The organism is Fodinibius roseus (assembly GCF_900129315.1).
GTDB lineage: Bacteria > Bacteroidota > Rhodothermia > Balneolales > Balneolaceae > Fodinibius > Fodinibius roseus.
The window spans coordinates 106,359-127,545 of sequence record NZ_FQUS01000001.1 but is presented as its reverse complement, the minus strand read 5'-3'; the positions used below and the strand labels follow the sequence as shown (position 1 = coordinate 127,545).

Here is a 21,187-nt window from a genome sequence, read left to right as displayed (position 1 = left end):
AGGGATTATGTAAATGGGCATGGATACAGATCAAGAGCTCCTTACAAAACTGAAGTTCAGACGACAATTTCTTATTGGTCCCACTGAGTATTCACCTAACAAGTACTGGAAAACGGAAAAACTATATCACGGACTGGTTTTATCAATACACACGGATCTGAATTTCTTTTCAGGTGTAAGGAATGGTTGCAAAATTACGCTCATAGGTATTGCTGTTGATTGCACGAGTCCTTACAAGAACGCCCCGGAGATCATCTCTTCCATTTTGGAATCTTGCGGGGACATTCTTTCCGTTATCACGGCATCCAAACCCCTCGCGGGAAGATGGGTAATACTTTTTCAGGATAAAGAAAATTCTTTTCTGTTTACCGATCCCTGCGGACTCCGGCAAGTGTACTACTACACAGACAATGAACACCTCTGGTACGCATCACAACCGACCCTGATCAATCAGGTAACAAAATTGCCCCTAACTTCCGACGAATCCATTTTACGGTTCAAAAACAGTATGCAATTCAAACAAAAGGAATCTGCATGGATTGGAGATAAAACGGCCTATGAAAACTGCTTTCACCTAATGCCCAACCATTACCTTGATTTAAATGACTGCTGCCAAGTGCGTTTTTTTCCAAATGAACCTATTGCCACTTCGCAAAACGAAAATGAGCTTATCCCTGAAACCGCCCAATATTTACAAAATATTATCCTTGGCCTGGACCACAAGTTTAATATTAGAATCTGTCTTACTGCAGGGTTTGACAGCAGACTATTACTCGCCGCATCCGTAGATATTTCAGACAGTGTAATCTACAGCACCGATACCCTGGGAATCATGGATGGATACTGTGATGATATTTACATACCTAAAAGGCTGGCGCGTAAATTCAACTTGCATCACGAGGTCATAAATTCAGCGACCAATCCGCCTTCCTGGTTTTCTCGCTTACTGGCGAAAAATGTCCATTTGGCCCGGACTTCCCCTCTGTTGAGAAAAACAAAATCCATATACAGTGCGATATCGGATAATGGGGTCGACTATATCCTAATAAATGGTAATGTTACCGAACTGGTAAGGATTCATGAAAGAGCCGTGAATTATGAGCCGTTTATCGATGACGAGACTCGTAGAATAAATTTAAACCCTTTGTTAAACTTTTATGACTACAATAGCGCTTATATTAACCGGGAAATAGAAAAATGGGTTAAAACTTTTGATATATCGGCCATTGATGGAATAACCGTTTTCGATATGTTTTACTGGGAACAGCGAATGAGTAAATGGGGAGCTCTTTTCCCCGCCGAACTCGATATCGCCAAAGAATCAATAAGCCCATTCAACTGCAGATTACTGTTGGAAACTTGTTTCAAAGTACCGAGAGAACAACGAATAGCTCCGGAAATTCCCTTTTTTAGAGGAGTCATAAAACAGCTCTGGCCGGAAATATTATCTGAACCTATTAACCCGGGACCGAGAGGTTGGGGATTACTAAAGCAAAATATCAGGAGACGCTTGCCCGCCGGCATGGTGAAAGTTATTCAAAAAATGATTAAGTGACGGTTGACAGCCTGACAATCGACCATCCGATATGATGATCAACTGCCACTGGAGGTAACCCGTAACCCTGAAAAATAAACAATCCGGACAGAGTTTATTTATACTACCAACCGACAGAGTTTAGGCTACACTACCTAACCAAGAAAAGTAAGCAGCCCGGTCAAGTTCAGTTTATTCTTCCCATCCTCTCACAGAGTTCTAATCACATACCGCTATATGGCAATATCGCTTAATAACAAATTATACCAAGCAATACCCACATATTCATAGACACCAACTTTTAAATTTTCGATATTTTCAATAGCGGGCAGCCCCACCCATCGGTGCTTCCAGCTTCCCTTCAGCCTGAAATTTGTCGGGGATGGAATGGGATCGAATCCAAACTCCCTGAATGTCATCACCGCCCTGGACATATGAGAGGCGTTTGTGACCAAAATAACGGGATGCTGAGGCTTGTTCTCACTTGCGCTCCCGTAACCCTCACTGTACATTTTTGCCTCTTCAAACGTATTACCGGGTTCTTTTTGTAAAAGAATAGCTTCCCTTTCCACGCCCAACAAAAGGGCTGTTTCCTGCAACATCTCGGCCTGGGTTGTTTGTCCCTCGGTAGAAGAAAAACCAGACAGCACCAGTTTGCTGTTAGGAAGTTGACGATGCAGTCGTATCGCTTCATTCAACCTCCCAAGCGCTTTTTGTGACAACAGCGAGTTCGCTGGTAATCTGCTGTCAAATCCATGTCCCCCTCCCAATACTATAATATGGTATCTTGCTTTTTGGTCAGCAAGTTCCCTTTCATAAACGGGGGCATACTGATCTTCAAGCGAATTTAGAATTAAATTGGGTACAAAAGGGGTGGAAATAATCAGAAACCACACCATCACGAAGACGACCAACCCTCTGAACAGGCGGCTTTTTTTAAAAAACCAGGCTCCCATGGCAATAAGTAAAAAAATCCAAAAAATATTAAAAGGATCTATTAAAAATTTGATGAGTACCTTAACCATTATACTGCGAGGATAGTTACCTGTTCATATTTCATAAGAAATCGCATATAAATCCTAATTTAAGGACTCGCTCATCTCCTCATATTATTGAACCATATCTTAATCAACCGGTAAAAATTTCCGGCATTTGAACGCAAAATCCCCAAACCATTTTCTTCCTTCACAGGATGATAGAGTTTGTTTTTTCGCATTCCATGAGTTTTCATAGCCGGACGATACCTCATGGTTCCTGTTGACAGTCCCTGTTGGCCACTGCTTCTGCTTATATAAAATTTATTACGGTCGGAAACGAAGTCCCCATTCCCGCCAAAATCAAGCAGCTGATAACCATGGTGAAAAAGCAGGGTAGTCAAGAGAACTTCATTGTGCCCTTTCCACCCGCTTTTAAAAGCTTTTTCCAAGAATTTAAATGCCTCCGAGGAGATACGATAAATAGGATTAAAAGAGCGAACACGTTTTTCCCTGGAAATTGTTATTTCCCGATGGTTCATCTCCTTCCACCAGTACCAATCCGGCTCCTCATGAAAGTAACGAATATGTGATGTGAGGAAATCTGCGTTGAACTGGGTAAAATGATCAAACAATACGGACCATTTCCCAGAAAATCTCACATCATACTCGATAACCCAGTAATAGTCAGCATTGGTCTTATTGTTGCCAATATATGCAAAAACAGGAAAATGAGCGTGTCCGGGTATTATGGAATTTCCTATTGTTGGAAAATCCATCTGTTGAACGATAGATTCATCAAACAAAAATAGATCTGTTCCTTCAATATCGAAGGGTTGTGACTGGGAAACAATGGTCAGTTTTCTATCTCCCATACTGTCCCGCAAAGAGCGAATGGCGTTTTCAATCTCTTTATTCTTCTTGTGTGTTAAAAAAAGAATTTCTTCTTTCATGTAACGCTGTTATCCTTTTATCAAATTATAATTAAATTATCGTATTTCATTTCCCTTATCCGAATTATAAAGAGGACGTATACTTACTTATACCTATACATGAATAAAGAAATCTACTCTACGGATTTACCGGGCACACCCGCAACGGTTGATTCAGGTTTCACATCCCGGATAATCATACTCTGTCCCCCTACAGTACTGTCACCCCCGACCCGTACATCCTGAAGGGTAGATACCCCAATCCCAACGTCCACCGCTTCCTCAATAGTCGAATGTCCCCCCGTATTTACCCCGGGAGCAAAGCTTGAATACCTCCCAACTTCTGTATGATGTCCCAATGAGCAGTTCATATTGATAACCACAAAATCCTCAATGCCTGACCCGTAATTAATGGCTGTCCCCGGATAGATTATACATCCCTGCCCAACTTTCACGCCCTTTGAAATCCATGCCTGTTCATGAACAAGAGAAGGAAAAACGAGCGTAGAATTAACGGATAACTTTTCGACTATCTGTCGCTTTATCCTGGGAAAAGCAATGCCGATCACTAACGCTTCATGTCTGAGTTCCAGCGCTTGATCAATAGGTCCCAATACCTCAAACCCAAACTGTTCGGTTCCCACTTTTTCCGGGTCGTCGTCAAAAAAACCCTCAATATTATAATCATCGGCGTATTCTTCGATATTCAGGGCAACATGCCCCCCCACACTACCCGCTCCAATGATATAAAGGTTCTTCTTCATTCAATTAGTACCTTCGAAAGGCTGCATGGGCCGGGCATCAGACTGATTGATTCCCTCCCGTTTTATAATTTTTATGATCGTCAACCAGACTATTTTCAAGTCCAACGCAAACGAAATATTTTCAACGTAAAATAGATCCAGGGCGAATTTTTCTTCCCAGCTGATGGCATTTCGACCATTCACCTGGGCCCATCCGGTAATACCCGGCTTAACTTCGTGCCGCCTTCGTTGTTCCTCAGAATACAGCGGAATATATTTGAATAGTAATGGCCGGGGGCCGATTAGGCTCATATCCCCTTTTAAGACATTTATAAGCTGGGGAAGCTCATCGAGGGACAGTTTTCGAATCCAGCCGCCCATCATAGTAATCCGGTCCATATCCGGTAACAGATTGCCTTCAGCATCTCTTTTATCCGTCATCGTTTTGAACTTGATAATATAAAAGGGCTTTTCTTGATACCCCGGACGTCTCTGGTAAAAGAATACATTACCCCTGTTTTGAATGAAAAGCAGGATTGAAATGAGTAAAAAAAGGGGTAATGTGACCGCTAAGATCAGCGCTGCTCCAAGCAGGTCTAAAAATCTTTTCCCGTATTCCCTGTAGAACATCTTAACCACTCATTCAATATCCTTTAGTACAGACTTCAATCCCTCTTTTACCGGTAACTGCCATAATAACTTACACCAGTCATGGTTACCTTCAATCAGTCCGGGTCCTTTTTCAGTAATGACGATATCCCAACCAATAGATCTGTTTTGGGGGTGTAGCCTTGCTGCTTTTTTGACCATTTGTAGAGTTTCTGTCCAGAAAGGGATCTGAAAGCCGGGTATTTTAACATTAGTAATCGGGTGATATTCCTTTTCCCCTTTGGTAATATCACTGTATACAGCGGGACCACTTAACCGACCGGTGGTTTCATCAATGGGAGCAGCCAGGTTACCGGCCGCCATATTATCCACCGGGGAGTCTACGGAAATGCGCAGACGGCAGCCCAGTATATCAACCTCATCCTCGCCATTCAGCTGAGTGAAAATTCTGACGGTATTTACGGCGGACGGGGAAAGTCTGTTCATCTCCGGATGTTGTTCAATATATTCTTCGACTAAATCGTAATCTGAATTTTCCATAAATTCAATAAGGCTTTGCCATCCAAAATCCTCACAGTCTCGAATTTCAACATCAGTACCACAATTACCATCTGCCGGCTTGAATACCAGCTTGCCGGATGGACTAAACAGAATAGCATCAGCGACATCCGGCTTATTCCTGAGATCCTCAATGTCCGCTACCCTATGGGTAAAAAATTCACCGTAATGCTTGTAAAAAAGTGTTTTATTTTCCAAAATATCCCGGTTGTTCCGGGGATTCATTTTTAGCTGGTACTCATACATGTGACCGGTCCCCGCCCACGCCTCTCGCTCGGATGTGGATAGCTCATAGAAGCGAAACTGGAAATATTCCAGAATAGAAATATTGTACTTAAAAACCGACTTCAGAATATCATAGAGAAGTGATATTTTCGATATCCCAGTCTTATTACTCGTATATTCCAAAAAAAGACTGAACTTATTTTTGTCCAGCTGCTTTAAGTAATATCCCAGATATATGGCTCTCTTCATTTTCATTTTAAGCGTTGTGAATTTTAGACCTAACACCTATGCCTATTAATACAACAGTTGTGCCAATATGGTGCAGCCGGTAAATTTTTTACCGAAATAGCGACTTATAACAAAATGATAAACGAGAAAGCAATTTTTAAGGTCGAAATTTTATCAGAAAGAAATTCTAAAATTAAGAAAGAAAGACAAAAAATGGGTTGATTTTATATATTCGAGTAATAATTACTCGACAAAAACATTGAAAGAATGGGCATTACCCCTGAAAAAATCGGACGTCGACAAGTCGACAACCGGTCATTCGACTTTAGAGATCGGCTGCCATTGGAATTAACTCGTAACCACGAAAAATAAACAACCCGGACAGAGTTCAGTTTACACTACCGATAAGTGCGCCCAATTCATTCGCAGCCAAAAATTCTACCTGAGGCCAGCGTTTCGTGACTTTTTGCAACAGCTCCTTGAGAGCATGCAATCCCTCCTCCCTGTTCTCCGGGTCAATATGACCGCAAAAATTCACTCTGTGAGAACTAATAATCGCCGGACGATTCCAGCGGAATGCTGCTTCAATCTGTTTCATGGCATAAGAAACCCAATCGACCCCCCGATCTTCTGTGGGTTCAAACACGACATTTCGGACTAAATATGTTTGACCTAAATCATTTTTTTTTCCCGTATAATTAAATACTTTCTTGTGCTTTCCATTACCTTGGTGTTCCTGCTTCAACAAAGGAGTATCAATATACTTTACTCCATTCTCTTTCAGTGCCTTGTGTATCACCGGGTGCTCACGTCCCCCAGGTGGATTAAAATGATCAGATCTGTATCCATATACCTTCTCGAACGCCTCCAGTCCGTCTGCTATGATATCCGTAAACCGCTCATTTTCCTTAAATTTCCAAAAATCAAATGCAGCCATAGCAGAGATCGTTTGGTATTTGCTCGATGAGATACTGGTATACGACCGATTCTCCAGTGCCGTAATAACTTCGGGATCTCTGGCGGCCAACTTCTCCTCTAACACCTTTAAATTCAGATGTTCCCGACCATGAAAGAACGGAACCATCAGCCTTCTTTCCATTCCCTCTTGCAGAAGTTCCCAGGCACCTATATACGCTTCCGGCTGCTGCTCTGATAGCTTATCAAAGGTGTGCGGAAGCAGTTCGTAATGATAATCCTGGAAACTCTCTTCCCTCATTTTTTCAAAATTTATATTACACGGTACGGCAAACGAAGACAACAATGCGTTACGATCGTTCTTATCCTTCACCGAAGTCAATACTTCGTACAGAGCTTCCAAATCCCTCCTGGTTTCCAGGGTATCCAGCGCATCAAAACGATTGTATATTTTCATCCCCTCTTTGTCCATTCGTTCACGTGCAGCTTTCGAATCAAGTCGAACATTGCCATAATCATCCACCGAGATAACTACAATTTTTCGATTTGTTCTCCAGCCCATCAGGTTTTTGGCGTTCAAGATGATATTGCGTTTCAGATCAGAAATCATATCTCTATCGGCTCATGTTGTGATTTTCTTTCTCTGACCAAATTGATCACGGTATCAAACTCATAATTTTCCAGCAGTGAAGAAAGCTTCGGGTATACGGTGCTTCTGTTGTACCACATAAATTTCATTTTATTACGTTTTAAAAATCCAGCATTATCAAGCTCTTTAAAATAGTAGTCAGGATACCGTTCCGTATCCAGCTCGTACGGGTGCAGATAGATAATGGCCGACCGATTTTTAATAATTCTTTCAAATGCTTTCTTAGTAACCCATTCCGGATAGATACGCAGATATCCCCCCCCGCAGACCGGTATTTGCCGGCCCAACAGTTCGATAGTAGACATCGGAACCTCTGTAAGTTCATATCCTGACGGGGTTTTAATCCTGCTAATCTCCCGGGAAAAGCCGGGCCATCCATACCTGATACCATTGATCGGCATAATGCTGCTATCATAGGTAAAGCCCGCTTCAGCGATCACATCCAGCCCCCATCGTGTTTCAGGTGTGATGGAAAAAGCAGGGGCTCTGTGACCGAACACCTTCTTTCCCGAGATATCCTCAATAAGTTTTTTGGCACTGCTTATCTCTTCAAATGCTTTTTCTCTTGTCATTCGGAAAAATTGCAAATGATTATACCCATGCACGCCCAATTCATGTCCCCCCTCCGATATTTGCTTAATAAGCTCCGGAAACTTCTCGGCAACCTGACCCAACACAAAAAAGGTTCCTTTGACTTCATACTTATCCAAAAGGTTGAGAATTTTCTCAGTCAAACTAACAACTCTCCTGGTCTGCTCGGATTGAACGGAAAATGCGTCCCGCATTGCTATACTGACACCGTCTTCCACATCAACGGTAAAGGCGGATTTTATATCATCTCTCATATACGACTGTGATCCTCATTTATAAAAATTCATTCCTCCCTCTGAGGCACCTTTTTCACTACTTTAGCTGGCCTGCCTATAGCAATGGTCCAGTCCGGTATATCCTTTGTAACAAGGGAAAATGCTCCGACAATTGCGCCCTCTCCAACGGTGACACCCGGCATAACAATAGACTGAGTTCCGATTAAGCATCCTTTTTTCAAATGCACTTTTTGCCTTACATAAGGAAGCTTGCCATAATCTTCATCCGCAAAATATTTACTCATATCTCTTTGATGACAAAGGATAATACTTCGTGCTGCTATATGCACTCCATCTTCTATTTCAATCAATGAGCTATTTGAGGAATCAGGCATACAATCTGCACCAATAAAAACCCCTTCACCAACTTTACATCCTATTTTTCGCCATATCTTGGGTCGAATGGAACGTGCATTAATAGAGGATAACAGTACACTATTGGTACAATATTTAAGTAAGAATGCATTTCGTAATTTTAAAAGTGTCTTTTTTAATACGGTCCAAAAAGAAACCTGCCCGTATTCTTTTTCCGAGAAATTCAAACCAAGTTTTCTCAAGAATCGATATGTTAAACTGTACTTTTCTGCCATAATTCTTTTTACATTTTTAAAGCTTTATAAAATTGAGGTATTTTTCTCAGAAGCTTTAGTGGTATCATATAAAAGGGAGGGGCTTCGCCATTTAACTTCCAGCATTTTTTTTGGATGGCCTGAGACTTAAAAATTTTATGATAATTGCTTGTACTTCTCCCCCCCATCGCAAACCGCAAAATGTAAGCATCCAACCTTTTTACTTTTAGATCATTGAAATAAAAATAGCGCAACACAAATTCATAATCAGCACTGCCCCCTAAATCAGTACGATAGTTTCCCAACCGTTCAATGACTTCCTTCTTTATATATACACTTTGATGTGAGGGCATCCAACCCACTTTAAAAAGAGATTTTCTGAATTCCGGACTTTTATTAACTCTTACCGGCTCATCTTCCTTGTTTACCAATATACTATGTCCATACATGGCATCAATATCATTAGATATAAAATGCTCAGCTATCCTTGAAATAACCTGGTCATCAAATAACCGGTCCCCCGCATGAATTAATCCAACTACATCTCCAGTAGCCAATCGAAACCCCTTATTAATGGCATCATACATTCCCTCATCCGGCTCAGAAATAATAGTATTAATATGCTCTGAGTATTCACGAATAATTGCCATTGTATTATCCATGGAATTGCCATCTACCACAATGTATTCAATTTCATCATATGCTTGATCCACAACAGATTCTATAGTATCCCTTATTTCCTGCTCATTATTAAAGCAGATTGTAATAACCGAGATCTTAAATCCCTTTTTTTTATCACTCATTATTTATTTATAAATGATTATTTAAAACGGTTAAAAATGGATTTATATCAAATTAAAATGGCATGCTATATTACTGCTTCCATCTCAGGCTTGTCTACTTTATTTTCACAAATAGACAAAAACTTTGCTGCTCTTTCTTCGGGAGTGTTTATAGATTCAAATATTTTATGCCCTTTTTGAATTAGCTCTTCCTGGATCTCAGGATTCTGAATCAAATGTTGAATTTTATCTGCTATATCTACTGGATCCATCGGATCAAAATAAACTGCCGCATTTTTACACACGGTCCTGGCAAATGGCAGATTAGAGGTCAAAATTGGTTTTCCCATAGCCATTGCTTCCACATAGGAAGCCGAAAAACATTCCAGCAGGGTTGGCAAAAACATCATGTTACATTCTTTATAGAGAGTGGGACATTGTTCTATCGGCACGGGTCCAATATTTACAATATATTCTTGATGTTTATCGCTTTTAAACTTTTCAAAAGCCTTATCCGGCAATGTCAATACGAATTTGACATTTTTAATCCCGGCTTCCAATAATTCATCTAAAACCTTTGAAATAATATTTAAATTTTTGTGCGCATAATTCGAACTGACTGTTAATAATCGAACCTCATCTTTCCCTTTGGGTGGTAATATTTTGTCCCGGAATACGGGATTCATGAATACCCCGTTGACCGTATTTGAAACTGTATGCACGTCGACTTCCGGCATAAGATTTTTTACTCGTTGATTGACATCATCTGTCTGCACCACTATTGCATCCGATTGCCGGTAGAAAAATAAATCGAACTGTTTTTTTAATTTCCAGTAAATTTTTTTCTTGGTTGAAATCTCATTGAAATAAGGGGATTCAGGATAAATATAATGTGGAATGTTAAATCCCGTAACCAAAGGAGCCTTAGGTATCCAATACCCATGCCCACCCGTGGAAATCACAACATCTGGTTGTATCTTTTTTTCCAGCCGATTAAAATATCGCACCGTTTTAATTATGTTTATGATACTTGCTCCCGTCCTTTTTTCAACTCTGTAGAAATGAAAGCTTGAGTTAAACAAATCCTCTTCTAAGGAATCGTATATATTGTCTCCGAGAAAAATATGATATTCATGTTGGGGAAACTTCGTACATTCATTAATAAAAGAGTTTACAACCTGCTCCGCTCCACCCTTAAAGATAGAGGCTGCATTAATAATTACTTTCATGACTCGTAATAAATGAATAAAACTTATTAGCTATTTTATCCGGACAGTATTCTTGAATACTTTTTTGTGCATTTTGCCGAAACCTCTCTCTTTTTTCTTGATTATGCATCAAATCCTCCAGACGATTCTTGAAATCTTCCTCATTAAATAAAGGGACTAAGAACCCATTTTTATTATTATCAATCATGTCGGAAGGGCCCGCCATACAATCATAAGCAACTATCGGTAGTCCCGCTGAAAGTGCTTCTCCTATCACATTGGGAAAACCCTCCGAACTGGATGTAAAAGCAAATATTTTACTTTTTTTGTAATACTTGTCTACATCCATTTGCTCTCCCTCAAGAAACACATTTTTTCCCGCCCCCATCTCATGAATCAGATTATCCAATTCTTTTGAGAGACTTTGTTTTTTTGCGTCTCCTCCAACAATTACCAGTTTCCAATCAGGATTACCGATTTTTACAAACATCCTGATTAATTGATCAAAATGTTTAGTTTTAATCAATCTCCCCACTGTCAATACAATTTTTTCTCTTTGTTCCTGACCATTAGTTGAGATTTGACGAACAGGATTTCCAATAACTCGTATATTATCATTCCATCCATTAGACAGACAAATTTCCTTTGCTTCCCCTGTTTGGGCTATATAACCCGTTGCACATGGATAAAGCACTCTCCTTAGAAAATTGTGAATCTTGCCCAGATCCTTACCTGGTTCGCTGCGATCTGAAATAAACAACGGATGTGATAATCCATACAATGACAGCAACACCAGGTTATTCCAGTATTCCCCGAAGCTTAGTATCGTATCCGGTTTTATCTTTTTTACTTCCTTTCGAAGAAATCGCATCGTCTTTAAGGTACTGGCAACACGACTTGATTCATCAAATTCAAACTGTGGAAGATGTATATTAATGGAAGGGGGCAAGGAGTGGACAATCTCTCTTTTTTTTCCGATAAGAATAAGATGAATCTCCACATCTTCCTTTTCAGAAAAGCTTATAGCAAGCTGATGCATTACCCGCTCCATCCCCCCAATTCCCAAGGAATGGATAATCAAACAAATCTTTTTCATTCCAATCTCTCTTTTATGACAAAGCTATTTATTAATAAATCACAATATTCAAGTCGATCTTGGATACTGCGTTTGCTTGTATGTTATTTTCCTTAGCTTTAGATTGTCTGGAATTGATTTGATGATCTTATCCCCCCACCTTATAATTACTTTTTTTCTACGATAGTGATAAACGTTTGGAGATCAGATGGCATTGCAGCAATCACCGCAAATTTTGATCCAGTCGAAAAATCGAAATCCTCATAACCTTCTTGAACGATATTCAATATCTCCTCCACTTTTTCTTGGCTGAAATTTGGTTCCCCACTTTTTTTAAACTCACCCGGAAGCTCTACTAGATCTACTTCATCCAAATTAAACTCCGGATTTGCACGAAGGGACCAGATCGCTAACTGGATTTCACGCCAGCTGATTTCCGTATCTTCGTTGATCAACTCTTCTTGTATATTCAACAGGTAATTAAGAGGCAACCATTTTTCCACTCGATCCGTGGAATAGAGTTCTATATCAGTATAAGTACCCCCATTGTGATCGATAGGTTTCCAGACGTCAATGCACCACGCATCTCGGATACCGTTAGCAATCACATCGTTTTGTTCGATATTTTCAAATTGCACATTGAAATATGCGTCTTCTTTATTAAGGTTCACTGTAAGAGTTGTATTCTCTGCACCCGGTACCATATGTACATCTTCAACAGGCTCAAGTGATTCCGAAAGATCGGGATCTCCTGTCACGCTATCTTTACATGAAATGCTCACGGTTATTACAATAGCTACCAGAAGGTAATTGACGAATTTTACTGTTAGTTTTTTCATAATTGGACTGCTCTCCCAAAAAGATTTTATTATTATGGTATATGATTTACTTATTACCCATTAATACAAAAGTTATGCCAATCTGAAAAAAATACTCTCTCAACTACCCTATATGTAATACTGAAAGCTTATTTAAGGATCAAATAGCAGCTTTAGGGGGAAACGATTTTTAAAAAACGACCTTCTACCAAAATCACATTAATACTAATCATGCTTATTTTTTTGAATCTACGAGTAAAAATTACTCATATAATGGATTACAATCTTGATTTACACACTTTCATTGATTTATAGATGGGTATATTGGACAAAATCAAGTAGTTTGGCTCAAAGCTTACAAACCAAAAAAGAGTAAATTCCACTGAGTTATTCACATCGGTATTAGGATCCTTTTTTAAGTTAGTCAGGTGCTATTTGATTTTCATATTTGAAATTAATGTGTGAAAGAAAATCCACAGCAGGCTTGATATGATCTTCGTATGATAGACAATTTCCACTAATATTAACGGTTTCAAGTTTAGGACTTGAAAGAGTTCCCAAGGCCCTATAATCTATACTCGTGAAATTATTATTTTGGAAATATAAACGTCTTAAATTACTGTTATCAGCTGCTTCAAAAAAGTTCCCGGGAATATGTCCCGTCAGGTTAGCGTTATTAAAACGAACTTGCCTTAGCTGATGAAAATTCCAACCCGATTGAGGCAAATCACCCGAAATGTTTGTCCATCCTATTGAAATAATTATTGCATTGGATAACCTGTTTATGGATTGGGGGAATGTGCCATTTATATCGCTCCCTGTTATAGTGAAAACACGCAGTGAAGTAAGATTTTCAAAGCCGTGCAACTGATCACTGTGAAAGTTGTTCCAGGAGGCACGTAATGATATTAAATTAGTAAAGCTTCCATTGTTCCAGTAATCAGGCCACTCGCCAGATAAGTTATTTTTATCAACGTTGAAATTTCTCAGCATAGTGAGATTCCTTAAGTCAGGCAGCACCCCATGCAATCCCTCTCCCCCATGTTCATCGTTATAGCCAAGATGGATCGTCCTAAGACTCCTCACTTTACCTAATTCCTCAGGTATTGTGCCATCCAGGGAGCTGGCTCGCACATAAAGCCAAACCAAATTTTGGAGGTTACCAATCGTAGCTGGAATGCCTCCTGTAAGTTTAGGGTTCCAGCTGAAAGCGATAAACTTCAGATTCGTTGCATTACCAATTTCCGGTGGTATGCGTCCGGTTACTTGCGAACCGGAAAGTTCAATGTATTCTAAATTTGACAGTTTCCCTATGGTGGAGGGAATGACCCCAGTGAAGGTGTTCCCGCTCTCATCCGTTTTGCCCTGATGGATATTATGCTGAGGATTCGTTGGAGGATCCTCTGGAACACCAGATAATAGCAAATACACCACCTTTCTCAAGTTTCCGATTGTTGAAGGAATTTCTCCTTCCAAAGCATTCTGTTTAATATTCAGGTATTTAAGCTCGGTCAAGTTACCGATAGATTCCGGCAAACGACCGTTTAATCCATTACCAAAAAGTTCCAACCGGACGACCCGACCCTCTGCATTGACTTCCACACCATGCCAGGCATTGGAGGGATCGCCATTGCCCCAGCCACTGTTGTTTTTCCACCGGTCACCGCCCGTAGCTTCGTACAAATCCATCAAGGCACGTCGGTCGCTCGACGTACCAGTTAATGATTGTGAAAATACATTGACCGAAGTGAAAACCCAAAGGAGTAAGAATAAAATACCTTTGTTATTTAGCCTTGTAATCAATTGCACCTTATATCAGAATAGTCTTTAAAATTATGTAGAATAACAAAACTTTTAATTCTATTTTAAAAAATCAATATAAGGACACTGAATACTGCTGAACTTAAATCGCAACCCTGATACACTGGAAAGAAATTAATTCATGATCCCTGATATTGATAATCTATTTTAGATCATTTCGCATAAACTAGATACCTTATGTAAGTAAAATATCATAGGAGTGAATATAATAAAAAAGCCGGAATTATACTGAGACAATTCCGGCTTCTGTGAATAAGGATAGAATAGATAGTGTAAATCGAAATATTTGAGATACCTATTCAATTTACATTTACCCCTCCCAGAAAATTACTTGAAAAATTTTATATTAAAACATTACTTTACCTTTATATCCTAAGAGACCTTTAAAAGTTATTGTTACTTACATCGATGGTTTCAAGTACAGGACTTGATACACTATTCATTGCCTCCTCATCTACACTTGTAAACTCATTGTGACTCAGAAATAAGCGTCTCAACTTGTCGTTTTCAGCAGCCTCAAAGAAAGCTGCAGGGATATGTCCTTTTAGTTTGGTGCTGTTCAATCGTATTTGTCTGAGCTGGCGATAACCGCTGTATCCTGACTGGGGCAGCTCACCTGATATGTTTGTCCACGCAAGGGAGAATATTTTCAGGTTTGACATATCCTTAAAGCTATTCGGGAGTGTTCCGTTGATATCGCTTCCTGTCACAGTAAAGACTACCAAGTGTGAAAGGTTTTCAAACCCATGTATTTGATCGCTGGAAAAGTCATTCCACGATGCACGCAAGGATACCAGATTGTCAAATTTGCCGTTATTCCAATAGTGAGGCCACTCGCCAGATAAGTTATTTTTATCAACGTTGAAATTTCTCAGCATAGTGAGATTCCTTAAGTCAGGCAGCACCCCATGCAATCCCTCTCCCCCATGTTCATCGTTATAGCCAAGATGGATCGTCCTAAGACTCCTCACTTTACCTAATTCCTCAGGTATTGTGCCATCCAGGGAGCTGGCTCGCACATAAAGCCAAACCAAATTTTGGAGGTTACCAATCGTAGCTGGAATGCCTCCTGTAAGTTTAGGGTTCCAGCTGAAAGCGATAAACTTCAGATTCGTTGCATTACCAATTTCCGGTGGTATGCGTCCGGTTACTTGCGAACCGGAAAGTTCAATGTATTCTAAATTTGACAGTTTCCCTATGGTGGAGGGAATGACCCCAGTGAAGGTGTTCCCGCTCTCATCCGTTTTGCCCTGATGGATATTATGCTGAGGATTCGTTGGAGGATCCTCTGGAACACCAGATAATAGCAAATACACCACCTTTCTCAAGTTTCCGATTGTTGAAGGAATTTCTCCTTCCAAAGCATTCTGTTTAATATTCAGGTATTTAAGCTCGGTCAAGTTACCGATAGATTCCGGCAAACGACCGTTTAATCCATTACCAAAAAGTTCCAACCGGACGACCCGACCCTCTGCATTGACTTCCACACCATGCCAGGCATTGGAGGGATCGCCATTGCCCCAGCCACTGTTGTTTTTCCACCGGTCACCGCCCGTAGCTTCGTACAAATCCATCAAGGCATCCTGATCACCCGATACATCTCCAGTACTATTATTTTCACTATTATTGTCATTATCGGAATTTTGTGAAGTAGTCGTAAATTCATCTATTTCCGACCAATTCCCTAAGGATTTTCCTTTATCCTTTGCGGCACGAACTCTCCAGTAATGGATAGCTTCCGGTGTAAACTCATTATCAGGGGTATACGTAGTTCCTTTTACTTCTTCCTCTACTACCATCTGATCTGTATGACTTGCATGCAATATATAGTAATCTGCCCCATCCACAGGCTCCCATTCAAATGTGGGTTTCAGTGAGGAGTTGTTGGCTTTATGTTCAGGGGAGATGAGTGACGGAGCGTTGAGTGTATCAATCTTTTTAGCAGTTGCAAACTCCTTTATCTCCGACCATTTCCCTTTATTACCATCCTTTACTGCCCTTACTCTCCAGTGATGAGTTTCTTCAGGGATTAGTTCATCTTTAGGAGTATACGTCGTTCCTTTTACCTGCTCATCTACCACCATCTGATCGGCTTGACTTACATGCAGGATATAGAAATCAGCACCATCAACAGCTTTCCATTTAAAAGTAGTTTGTAATGAAGTACCGCTGGCTCCGTCTTTAGGTGCAATTTGAAAAGGATCGGATAAGGTGTCTCCCTCAGGCTTTGTATTTTGCCCAATTGTCTTAAAGTTCCAGGTTTCAGACCAAGGTCCTTCACTTTCGGAATTTTTAGCTCTTATCTTCCAGTGGAAAGTAGTATCATTTTGAAGATTTGGGGGGGTGAATGAGGTGGTGTCGATAATGCTATCAATGTTCATCGTAGCAAAATCTTCATCCGTTGATAATTGAATCTGAAAAGTTTGGACTTCCTCGGTTTTCTTCCACTTAAAGGTGGGGAAAGTAGATTGCTCTGAATCAATTTCAGGAGCAATTAATTCGATTTTTTTATTTAGATGTGATTTGGTCTCTGTTTCGGTTATTGAATTTTTACATTGTACAAGTGTTAAAAGGATAATGAAGCCTACTAAAAAGTATGGAAATCTATGTTTCATATGCTGACGAGAAGGAATTTTAAATTAAAAAAGACCACAAAATGAGAGGATATCACCCCAAGAATTGACGTAGAATTATTTCTACAATCAATATGTTTATTAAATTACAAAATATGTAATAAATTTATTACATGTATTACTACTTATTGCTACGCGATAATGTTCCTAAATACTACGTTAAATGTTTATTTTTTTTACAAAAAATATAAAACGATGGGCCCCAAAAGATTATACTTTGGAAAAATTTCGGGAAAACAATTTTTAACATAGGTGGGAAAAAGAAAAGCCGGAATTACCGAAAGATAATCCTGGCTTTTGTGCGTAAATTTAATGTACAGCTAAATCAGGGGCTTCCTTAAAAAACACACCTGACTTGATTGATAGTGGCGAAACGTTAAGCACAAACCGGATATCTTTTTAATCTATGCAAAGAAACCGACAGACACAGTATGTGGACAAGTACCTATCATCACCTACAACTGCGAAAGGTCATCAAAACCAAAGGCCCGATCACCAACGATATGGCCTTGCTCAAGCTGGTATATCTGGCGACCAAAAACATCGAAAATAAATAGACAAGCCCGCTACAAAACTGGGCCTTAACCGTCCAGCAGCTGGCCATTCGATTTGGAGATCGACTGCCGCTGGCTTTAACCCGTAACCACAAAAAATACACAAACCGGACAGAGTTCAGTTTACACTCCCGGCGATCGGTTTCCGCTGGACTTAACACGGAACCTTGATAAACAACAACCCGGACAAAGTTTAGCTTACGCAACCCTTGTTAAACTATTTCTGATTGAATTGAAGCGGTCAAGCTTTCCACCATATATCCAGGAGCATTTGAAGAACCTTCGTGCCAATTGAGATCTCTGTCCCAGAATCCAGGAAATTCATGGGTTCTAAACCCATAGCTTATTTCCACAATTTTCGGCTCCTCTCCATCATATATAAAATCAAACGCAAGGCATTGCGCTTCTAATTTTTCAGTAATTTCAAATGCCAGCTTAATGGTCCCTTCTTTGAATAATTCTTTGTCCATATATTTTATTGCACTCCCTGAAGCCCTAAAATCACTCTCTCTTACCATTCTTTTAATCGTATAAGCACGATCGGCAATAACTACTACACGAATATCATGATCATTGTCTGGGATAAAGTCCTGAAAATATATATAGCCTTTTTCTCTACCTTCTGTTCTTGCAAACTCAGTAGTTTTAGCAAATCTTAGTACACCTTTTACGAGATTCCACAATCCCGTTTTACCCTTTTTATATTTATACCAGCGGTCTTTTAAATTTGCTACCTTGTCATACTGGCTAAACCCTCGTGAAAATGCTTTCAGCACCAATTTTCTTGCGTCCGATTTATTCTTTACCAGTTTTACATGGGCTGAACCAGCACCTTTCCGCAATTTAAAGACTTTAGGAAAGGTCGTTTCTCCAATCCACTGTAATGCTTTTTGTTTATCATAGAATACATAGGAAGGAACCAAGGATGCTCCAATTGCTTCCAAAAGATATTTCTGTCCGACTTTATCATCAAAATGCCACGAGGTCTGAAAGTTAGGAAAAACTTTTTTTCCCGATGTCTGCAAAGCGTAGATCAATTGTTTAGCAAACAATACATCCTCAGGTTTCGCATGATGAAAATGCCACATCAAAGCGTCACAATCATTTACTTGATCAATAATATCATTGTCATAACAATTGACAATTTTATAATCAATCTGTTTTTTTTCACAGTGCTCTATCCAACTGGAGCTGAAATCATTTTCTTTGTGATGTATAGCTATTTTCATTCTTCAAGTAAATTTTGAAGGACATCTCTATGAGATTCACATCGTGTTAGATTTAAAAGCAACTTTTTCTTTCTTTTACTAAGTAAAGAAGGAAATAATTTTCTATTTCTAAGCGCGTGTATATATCTAATAGAATGAGGCTCAATATAAGCACTATAACGATTGCGCGAAGATTCGCAGAATTCTTTAAATCTTCTATCTAATTCTTCATTGTCAGAAATTACAGCATTGAGTTTTGAAATATTATCATCAAAAAGTCCAGATTCTTTTTTATCCAGAGGATGAAGACCAGCATTTTCAGCATTTTGAATATAAGGTATGATATCGAACTCCAAACTCTCATTATCAATATTCAATTCCACCATATATCCCTTACTCCAGTCCGACTGTGCTGACGTATATTTATCAAACATAAAATTGCCGATACTGTAAAAAATAGGCGCATTATTATATACTTCATAGCCACTATAACAATGAGGATGATGACCCACTACCGCAGCCGCACCGGCATCAATAAAAAAATGATATGTTTCTTTCATTCTTGGACTCGGAAGCGGATATCTTTCATGTCCCCCATGAACTACCACAATAAGATTATCGACGGCTTCACTAATTTTATTAATCTGGTAAAAATTTTTTACGGGGTTCAAAGCATAGGCACCCGGTGATCCATTATTTGTAGTTCCAAATTCATTTTCGGCAATATTGAGAATTCCTACACGGGTCCCCTTAATTGCTTTCATAAACGGTTGGCTGGCTTCTTTCGAATTTTTTCCCGCTCCTACAGTCTCAATACCGGTTTCAGAGCAGGCTTTGAGAGTAGACAAAAGTCCCTCCTCCCCATAATCCATAATATGATTATTTGCAAGGGTAAGAAGATTGAAACCAACATTTTTAAGGACTTTCAACGATTGAACCGGGCTTTTTAAATTTGGTCCAATCTTTGAAATAGTGCTCCCCTTATCAATTAAAGGAGATTCCAAATTTGTCACTGAAATGTCAGCATTCTGAATCTTACTTGTAAAATTGCCAAATAGTTGCTCTGTTGAATTGGTAATCGCAAGACTTTCAACGCGTCCACTGCCAAGATGGGTATCTCCTGTAATTAAGATTTTGATTGGGTCACTCATTATTTTCAATGGCTTTACCTAATTGATCAGAGGTCATAAACTCGACATCAGGCCATGTCTTAGTAATTCTCTTAAGCAACTGGTCTAATTTCTTTAAATTTCTACTCCTGTTCTGTGGATTTATAAATCCGATAGTATTCACCCTGTGCATTTCAATAATTGCAGGTTTCTTCCACAAAAATGCTGTCTTAATATTACTCATACATCTATCCACCCAATCTATATTATGGTTTGAACTGGGTTCAAATTTACAATTTCTTACCAAATATATTTGTCCAAGATCATTTTTTTGCCCAGTGAAATGTCGCTTTTTATTAAACTTTTCTCGACCCATTTGAGGAGACTTTTGTACCCTTCCTCCCTGTATGTAACGAGTACCGCGATCATTTAAAACTTTTTCTACCTCATTATGCCAAGTATAATTAGGAGCTATAGAAGATAATGACTGGAATCCAAAAAGCGAGGTAAATAAAGAAAGTCCATTAGCAATTGATTTTAGAATAAAATCACGACTTTGAGTATCATCCCAATCGTAGGAGGCCATATAGCTTTTCCTCTTCTCTGCAGTGACGGTCGTACTAAGGCCGAATACGCCAACATCAAAGGCCTTTCTCGTTTCAGAATCAGGATCCCTTAATGCGCTCATCCACCTCATAACCTGGACGTGTTCCCTGCCATGGAACTGTGGATGGAATAACCCTTCACTAATTCCCTCCTTCCATAGTCTAAAACTACCTTTATGTTCGGGATATTTATCCAGAGTTTCCGTAAATAGTTCATTGTGATACTTTGTATAACCAGAGGCTCTTATTTTGTCAAAATCAGGATTCGTCATAATAACATTTGCAGTAATAGTGGGGCGACTACCTGCTACTCCCTTGTAGGTGCTCAACAAATTAAACAGCCCTTCCAAATCTTCTTCAGAGGCGAGCGCATCATTTTGAACATAATGACAATTTTGAACTTTAATTCCCGATTCAGAAAGCTTTGACAAACTATCTCCTGAGGACATTCGAATCGTTCCCCAATCATCAGATTCAAAAACTACAATCTTCCGATTCGTTCTCCAGCCGGGTACATTCACCAAGTGGTTTTTAGCAATGCTTTTTAATTTATTTATCATACCAGTTCATAT

General features: G+C 39.5%; 18 protein-coding genes and 1 pseudogene. 2 read left to right on the top strand and 17 right to left on the bottom strand.

All coding sequences use genetic code 11. From position 1 onward, the window contains the following. Positions 1-13 precede the first annotated feature (13 nt). On the top strand, positions 14-1,555 hold the full coding sequence (locus BUB16_RS00520) for a hypothetical protein (RefSeq protein ID WP_073058864.1): 1,542 nt from the start codon (positions 14-16) through the stop codon (positions 1,553-1,555). Between the two features lie 212 nt (positions 1,556-1,767). Here the strand turns inward: BUB16_RS00520 and BUB16_RS00515 are convergent, their stop codons facing one another. The 14 genes from BUB16_RS00515 to BUB16_RS00450 all read right to left on the bottom strand — a co-directional run bounded on the left by BUB16_RS00515 (position 1,768) and on the right by BUB16_RS00450 (position 17,121). After that, entirely contained in the window at positions 1,768-2,490 is a 723-nt protein-coding gene (locus BUB16_RS00515) for a YdcF family protein (protein WP_211483041.1), read from the bottom strand. A 140-nt stretch (positions 2,491-2,630) separates the two neighbouring features. Beyond that, complete coding sequence (locus tag BUB16_RS00510) at positions 2,631-3,461, bottom strand: hypothetical protein (RefSeq protein ID WP_073058862.1); 831 nt, start codon at positions 3,459-3,461, stop codon at positions 2,631-2,633. A 113-nt stretch (positions 3,462-3,574) separates the two neighbouring features. Continuing rightward, a complete protein-coding gene (locus tag BUB16_RS00505; protein WP_073058861.1) occupies positions 3,575-4,204 on the bottom strand; it encodes an acetyltransferase in 630 nt (209 codons plus the stop codon). After that, positions 4,205-4,813, bottom strand: coding sequence for a sugar transferase (locus BUB16_RS00500; RefSeq protein WP_073058860.1), 609 nt, complete (start codon positions 4,811-4,813; stop codon positions 4,205-4,207). It abuts the gene before it with no gap. Between the two features lie 9 nt (positions 4,814-4,822). Continuing rightward, positions 4,823-5,830 (bottom strand): sugar-transfer associated ATP-grasp domain-containing protein, encoded by a 1,008-nt coding sequence (locus BUB16_RS00495; protein ID WP_211483040.1) that lies wholly within the window; start codon positions 5,828-5,830, stop codon positions 4,823-4,825. Positions 5,831-6,191: 361 nt separating this feature from the next. Beyond that, on the bottom strand, positions 6,192-7,328 hold the full coding sequence (locus BUB16_RS00490) for a hypothetical protein (protein ID WP_073058858.1): 1,137 nt from the start codon (positions 7,326-7,328) through the stop codon (positions 6,192-6,194). Further along, the gene (locus tag BUB16_RS00485; protein WP_073058857.1) at positions 7,325-8,212 is read right to left on the bottom strand and encodes a polysaccharide deacetylase family protein; all 888 of its coding nucleotides are present in this window, start codon (positions 8,210-8,212) and stop codon (positions 7,325-7,327) included. The genes BUB16_RS00490 and BUB16_RS00485 overlap by 4 nt, the downstream gene beginning before the upstream one ends. 29 nt (positions 8,213-8,241) lie before the next feature. Then, on the bottom strand, positions 8,242-8,823 hold the full coding sequence (locus tag BUB16_RS00480; protein ID WP_073058856.1) for an acyltransferase: 582 nt from the start codon (positions 8,821-8,823) through the stop codon (positions 8,242-8,244). A gap of 8 nt (positions 8,824-8,831) precedes the next feature. Beyond that, positions 8,832-9,605, bottom strand: a complete 774-nt coding sequence (locus BUB16_RS00475) for a glycosyltransferase family 2 protein (protein WP_073058855.1) — start codon at positions 9,603-9,605, stop codon at positions 8,832-8,834. Positions 9,606-9,670: 65 nt separating this feature from the next. Further along, the gene (locus BUB16_RS00470; protein ID WP_073058854.1) at positions 9,671-10,813 is read right to left on the bottom strand and encodes a glycosyltransferase family 4 protein; all 1,143 of its coding nucleotides are present in this window, start codon (positions 10,811-10,813) and stop codon (positions 9,671-9,673) included. Next, the gene (locus BUB16_RS00465; protein ID WP_073058853.1) at positions 10,797-11,888 is read right to left on the bottom strand and encodes a glycosyltransferase; all 1,092 of its coding nucleotides are present in this window, start codon (positions 11,886-11,888) and stop codon (positions 10,797-10,799) included. Before BUB16_RS00465 ends, BUB16_RS00470 begins: the two co-directional genes overlap by 17 nt. Before the next feature lie 146 nt (positions 11,889-12,034). Next, entirely contained in the window at positions 12,035-12,706 is a 672-nt protein-coding gene (locus BUB16_RS00460; RefSeq protein ID WP_073058852.1) for a hypothetical protein, read from the bottom strand. Positions 12,707-13,105: 399 nt separating this feature from the next. Next, positions 13,106-14,374, bottom strand: coding sequence for a leucine-rich repeat domain-containing protein (locus BUB16_RS00455; RefSeq protein ID WP_073058851.1), 1,269 nt, complete (start codon positions 14,372-14,374; stop codon positions 13,106-13,108). Positions 14,375-14,889: 515 nt separating this feature from the next. Beyond that, positions 14,890-17,121 (bottom strand): hypothetical protein, encoded by a 2,232-nt coding sequence (locus BUB16_RS00450; protein ID WP_073058850.1) that lies wholly within the window; start codon positions 17,119-17,121, stop codon positions 14,890-14,892. Positions 17,122-17,591: 470 nt separating this feature from the next. Between BUB16_RS00450 and BUB16_RS22120 the strand changes: the two are divergent. Continuing rightward, positions 17,592-17,774: pseudogene (locus BUB16_RS22120) on the top strand (IS256 family transposase); the annotation flags it as partial. A 131-nt stretch (positions 17,775-17,905) separates the two neighbouring features. Here BUB16_RS22120 and BUB16_RS00445 read toward each other — a convergent pair. From BUB16_RS00445 to BUB16_RS00435, 3 genes are read right to left on the bottom strand one after another with little or no spacing between them, the layout of a single operon-like run. Continuing rightward, positions 17,906-18,922, bottom strand: a complete 1,017-nt coding sequence (locus tag BUB16_RS00445) for an ATP-grasp domain-containing protein (RefSeq protein ID WP_073058849.1) — start codon at positions 18,920-18,922, stop codon at positions 17,906-17,908. Next, positions 18,919-20,052 carry a CapA family protein gene (locus tag BUB16_RS00440; RefSeq protein ID WP_084087921.1) on the bottom strand — a complete coding sequence of 378 codons (1,134 nt, stop codon included), beginning with the start codon at positions 20,050-20,052 and terminating at the stop codon, positions 18,919-18,921. Before BUB16_RS00440 ends, BUB16_RS00445 begins: the two co-directional genes overlap by 4 nt. Then, complete coding sequence (locus BUB16_RS00435; protein WP_073058848.1) at positions 20,045-21,175, bottom strand: hypothetical protein; 1,131 nt, start codon at positions 21,173-21,175, stop codon at positions 20,045-20,047. Before BUB16_RS00435 ends, BUB16_RS00440 begins: the two co-directional genes overlap by 8 nt. Between the last annotated feature and the right edge of the window lie 12 nt (positions 21,176-21,187).

Excerpts from the sequence above, each read along its gene's own strand:
- BUB16_RS00520 (WP_073058864.1), top strand. The coding sequence starts at position 14 with ATGGGCATGGATACAGATCAAGAGCTCCTTACAAAACTGAAGTTCAGA.
- BUB16_RS00515 (WP_211483041.1), bottom strand. The coding sequence starts at position 2,490 with ATGGGAGCCTGGTTTTTTAAAAAAAGCCGCCTGTTCAGAGGGTTGGTC.
- BUB16_RS00510 (WP_073058862.1), bottom strand. The coding sequence starts at position 3,461 with ATGAAAGAAGAAATTCTTTTTTTAACACACAAGAAGAATAAAGAGATT.
- BUB16_RS00505 (WP_073058861.1), bottom strand. The coding sequence starts at position 4,204 with ATGAAGAAGAACCTTTATATCATTGGAGCGGGTAGTGTGGGGGGGCAT.
- BUB16_RS00500 (WP_073058860.1), bottom strand. The coding sequence starts at position 4,813 with ATGTTCTACAGGGAATACGGGAAAAGATTTTTAGACCTGCTTGGAGCA.
- BUB16_RS00495 (WP_211483040.1), bottom strand. The coding sequence starts at position 5,830 with ATGAAAATGAAGAGAGCCATATATCTGGGATATTACTTAAAGCAGCTG.
- BUB16_RS00490 (WP_073058858.1), bottom strand. The coding sequence starts at position 7,328 with ATGATTTCTGATCTGAAACGCAATATCATCTTGAACGCCAAAAACCTG.
- BUB16_RS00485 (WP_073058857.1), bottom strand. The coding sequence starts at position 8,212 with ATGAGAGATGATATAAAATCCGCCTTTACCGTTGATGTGGAAGACGGT.
- BUB16_RS00480 (WP_073058856.1), bottom strand. The coding sequence starts at position 8,823 with ATGGCAGAAAAGTACAGTTTAACATATCGATTCTTGAGAAAACTTGGT.
- BUB16_RS00475 (WP_073058855.1), bottom strand. The coding sequence starts at position 9,605 with ATGAGTGATAAAAAAAAGGGATTTAAGATCTCGGTTATTACAATCTGC.
- BUB16_RS00470 (WP_073058854.1), bottom strand. The coding sequence starts at position 10,813 with ATGAAAGTAATTATTAATGCAGCCTCTATCTTTAAGGGTGGAGCGGAG.
- BUB16_RS00465 (WP_073058853.1), bottom strand. The coding sequence starts at position 11,888 with ATGAAAAAGATTTGTTTGATTATCCATTCCTTGGGAATTGGGGGGATG.
- BUB16_RS00460 (WP_073058852.1), bottom strand. The coding sequence starts at position 12,706 with ATGAAAAAACTAACAGTAAAATTCGTCAATTACCTTCTGGTAGCTATT.
- BUB16_RS00455 (WP_073058851.1), bottom strand. The coding sequence starts at position 14,374 with ATGGATTTGTACGAAGCTACGGGCGGTGACCGGTGGAAAAACAACAGT.
- BUB16_RS00450 (WP_073058850.1), bottom strand. The coding sequence starts at position 17,121 with ATGAAACATAGATTTCCATACTTTTTAGTAGGCTTCATTATCCTTTTA.
- BUB16_RS00445 (WP_073058849.1), bottom strand. The coding sequence starts at position 18,922 with ATGAAAATAGCTATACATCACAAAGAAAATGATTTCAGCTCCAGTTGG.
- BUB16_RS00440 (WP_084087921.1), bottom strand. The coding sequence starts at position 20,052 with ATGAGTGACCCAATCAAAATCTTAATTACAGGAGATACCCATCTTGGC.
- BUB16_RS00435 (WP_073058848.1), bottom strand. The coding sequence starts at position 21,175 with ATGATAAATAAATTAAAAAGCATTGCTAAAAACCACTTGGTGAATGTA.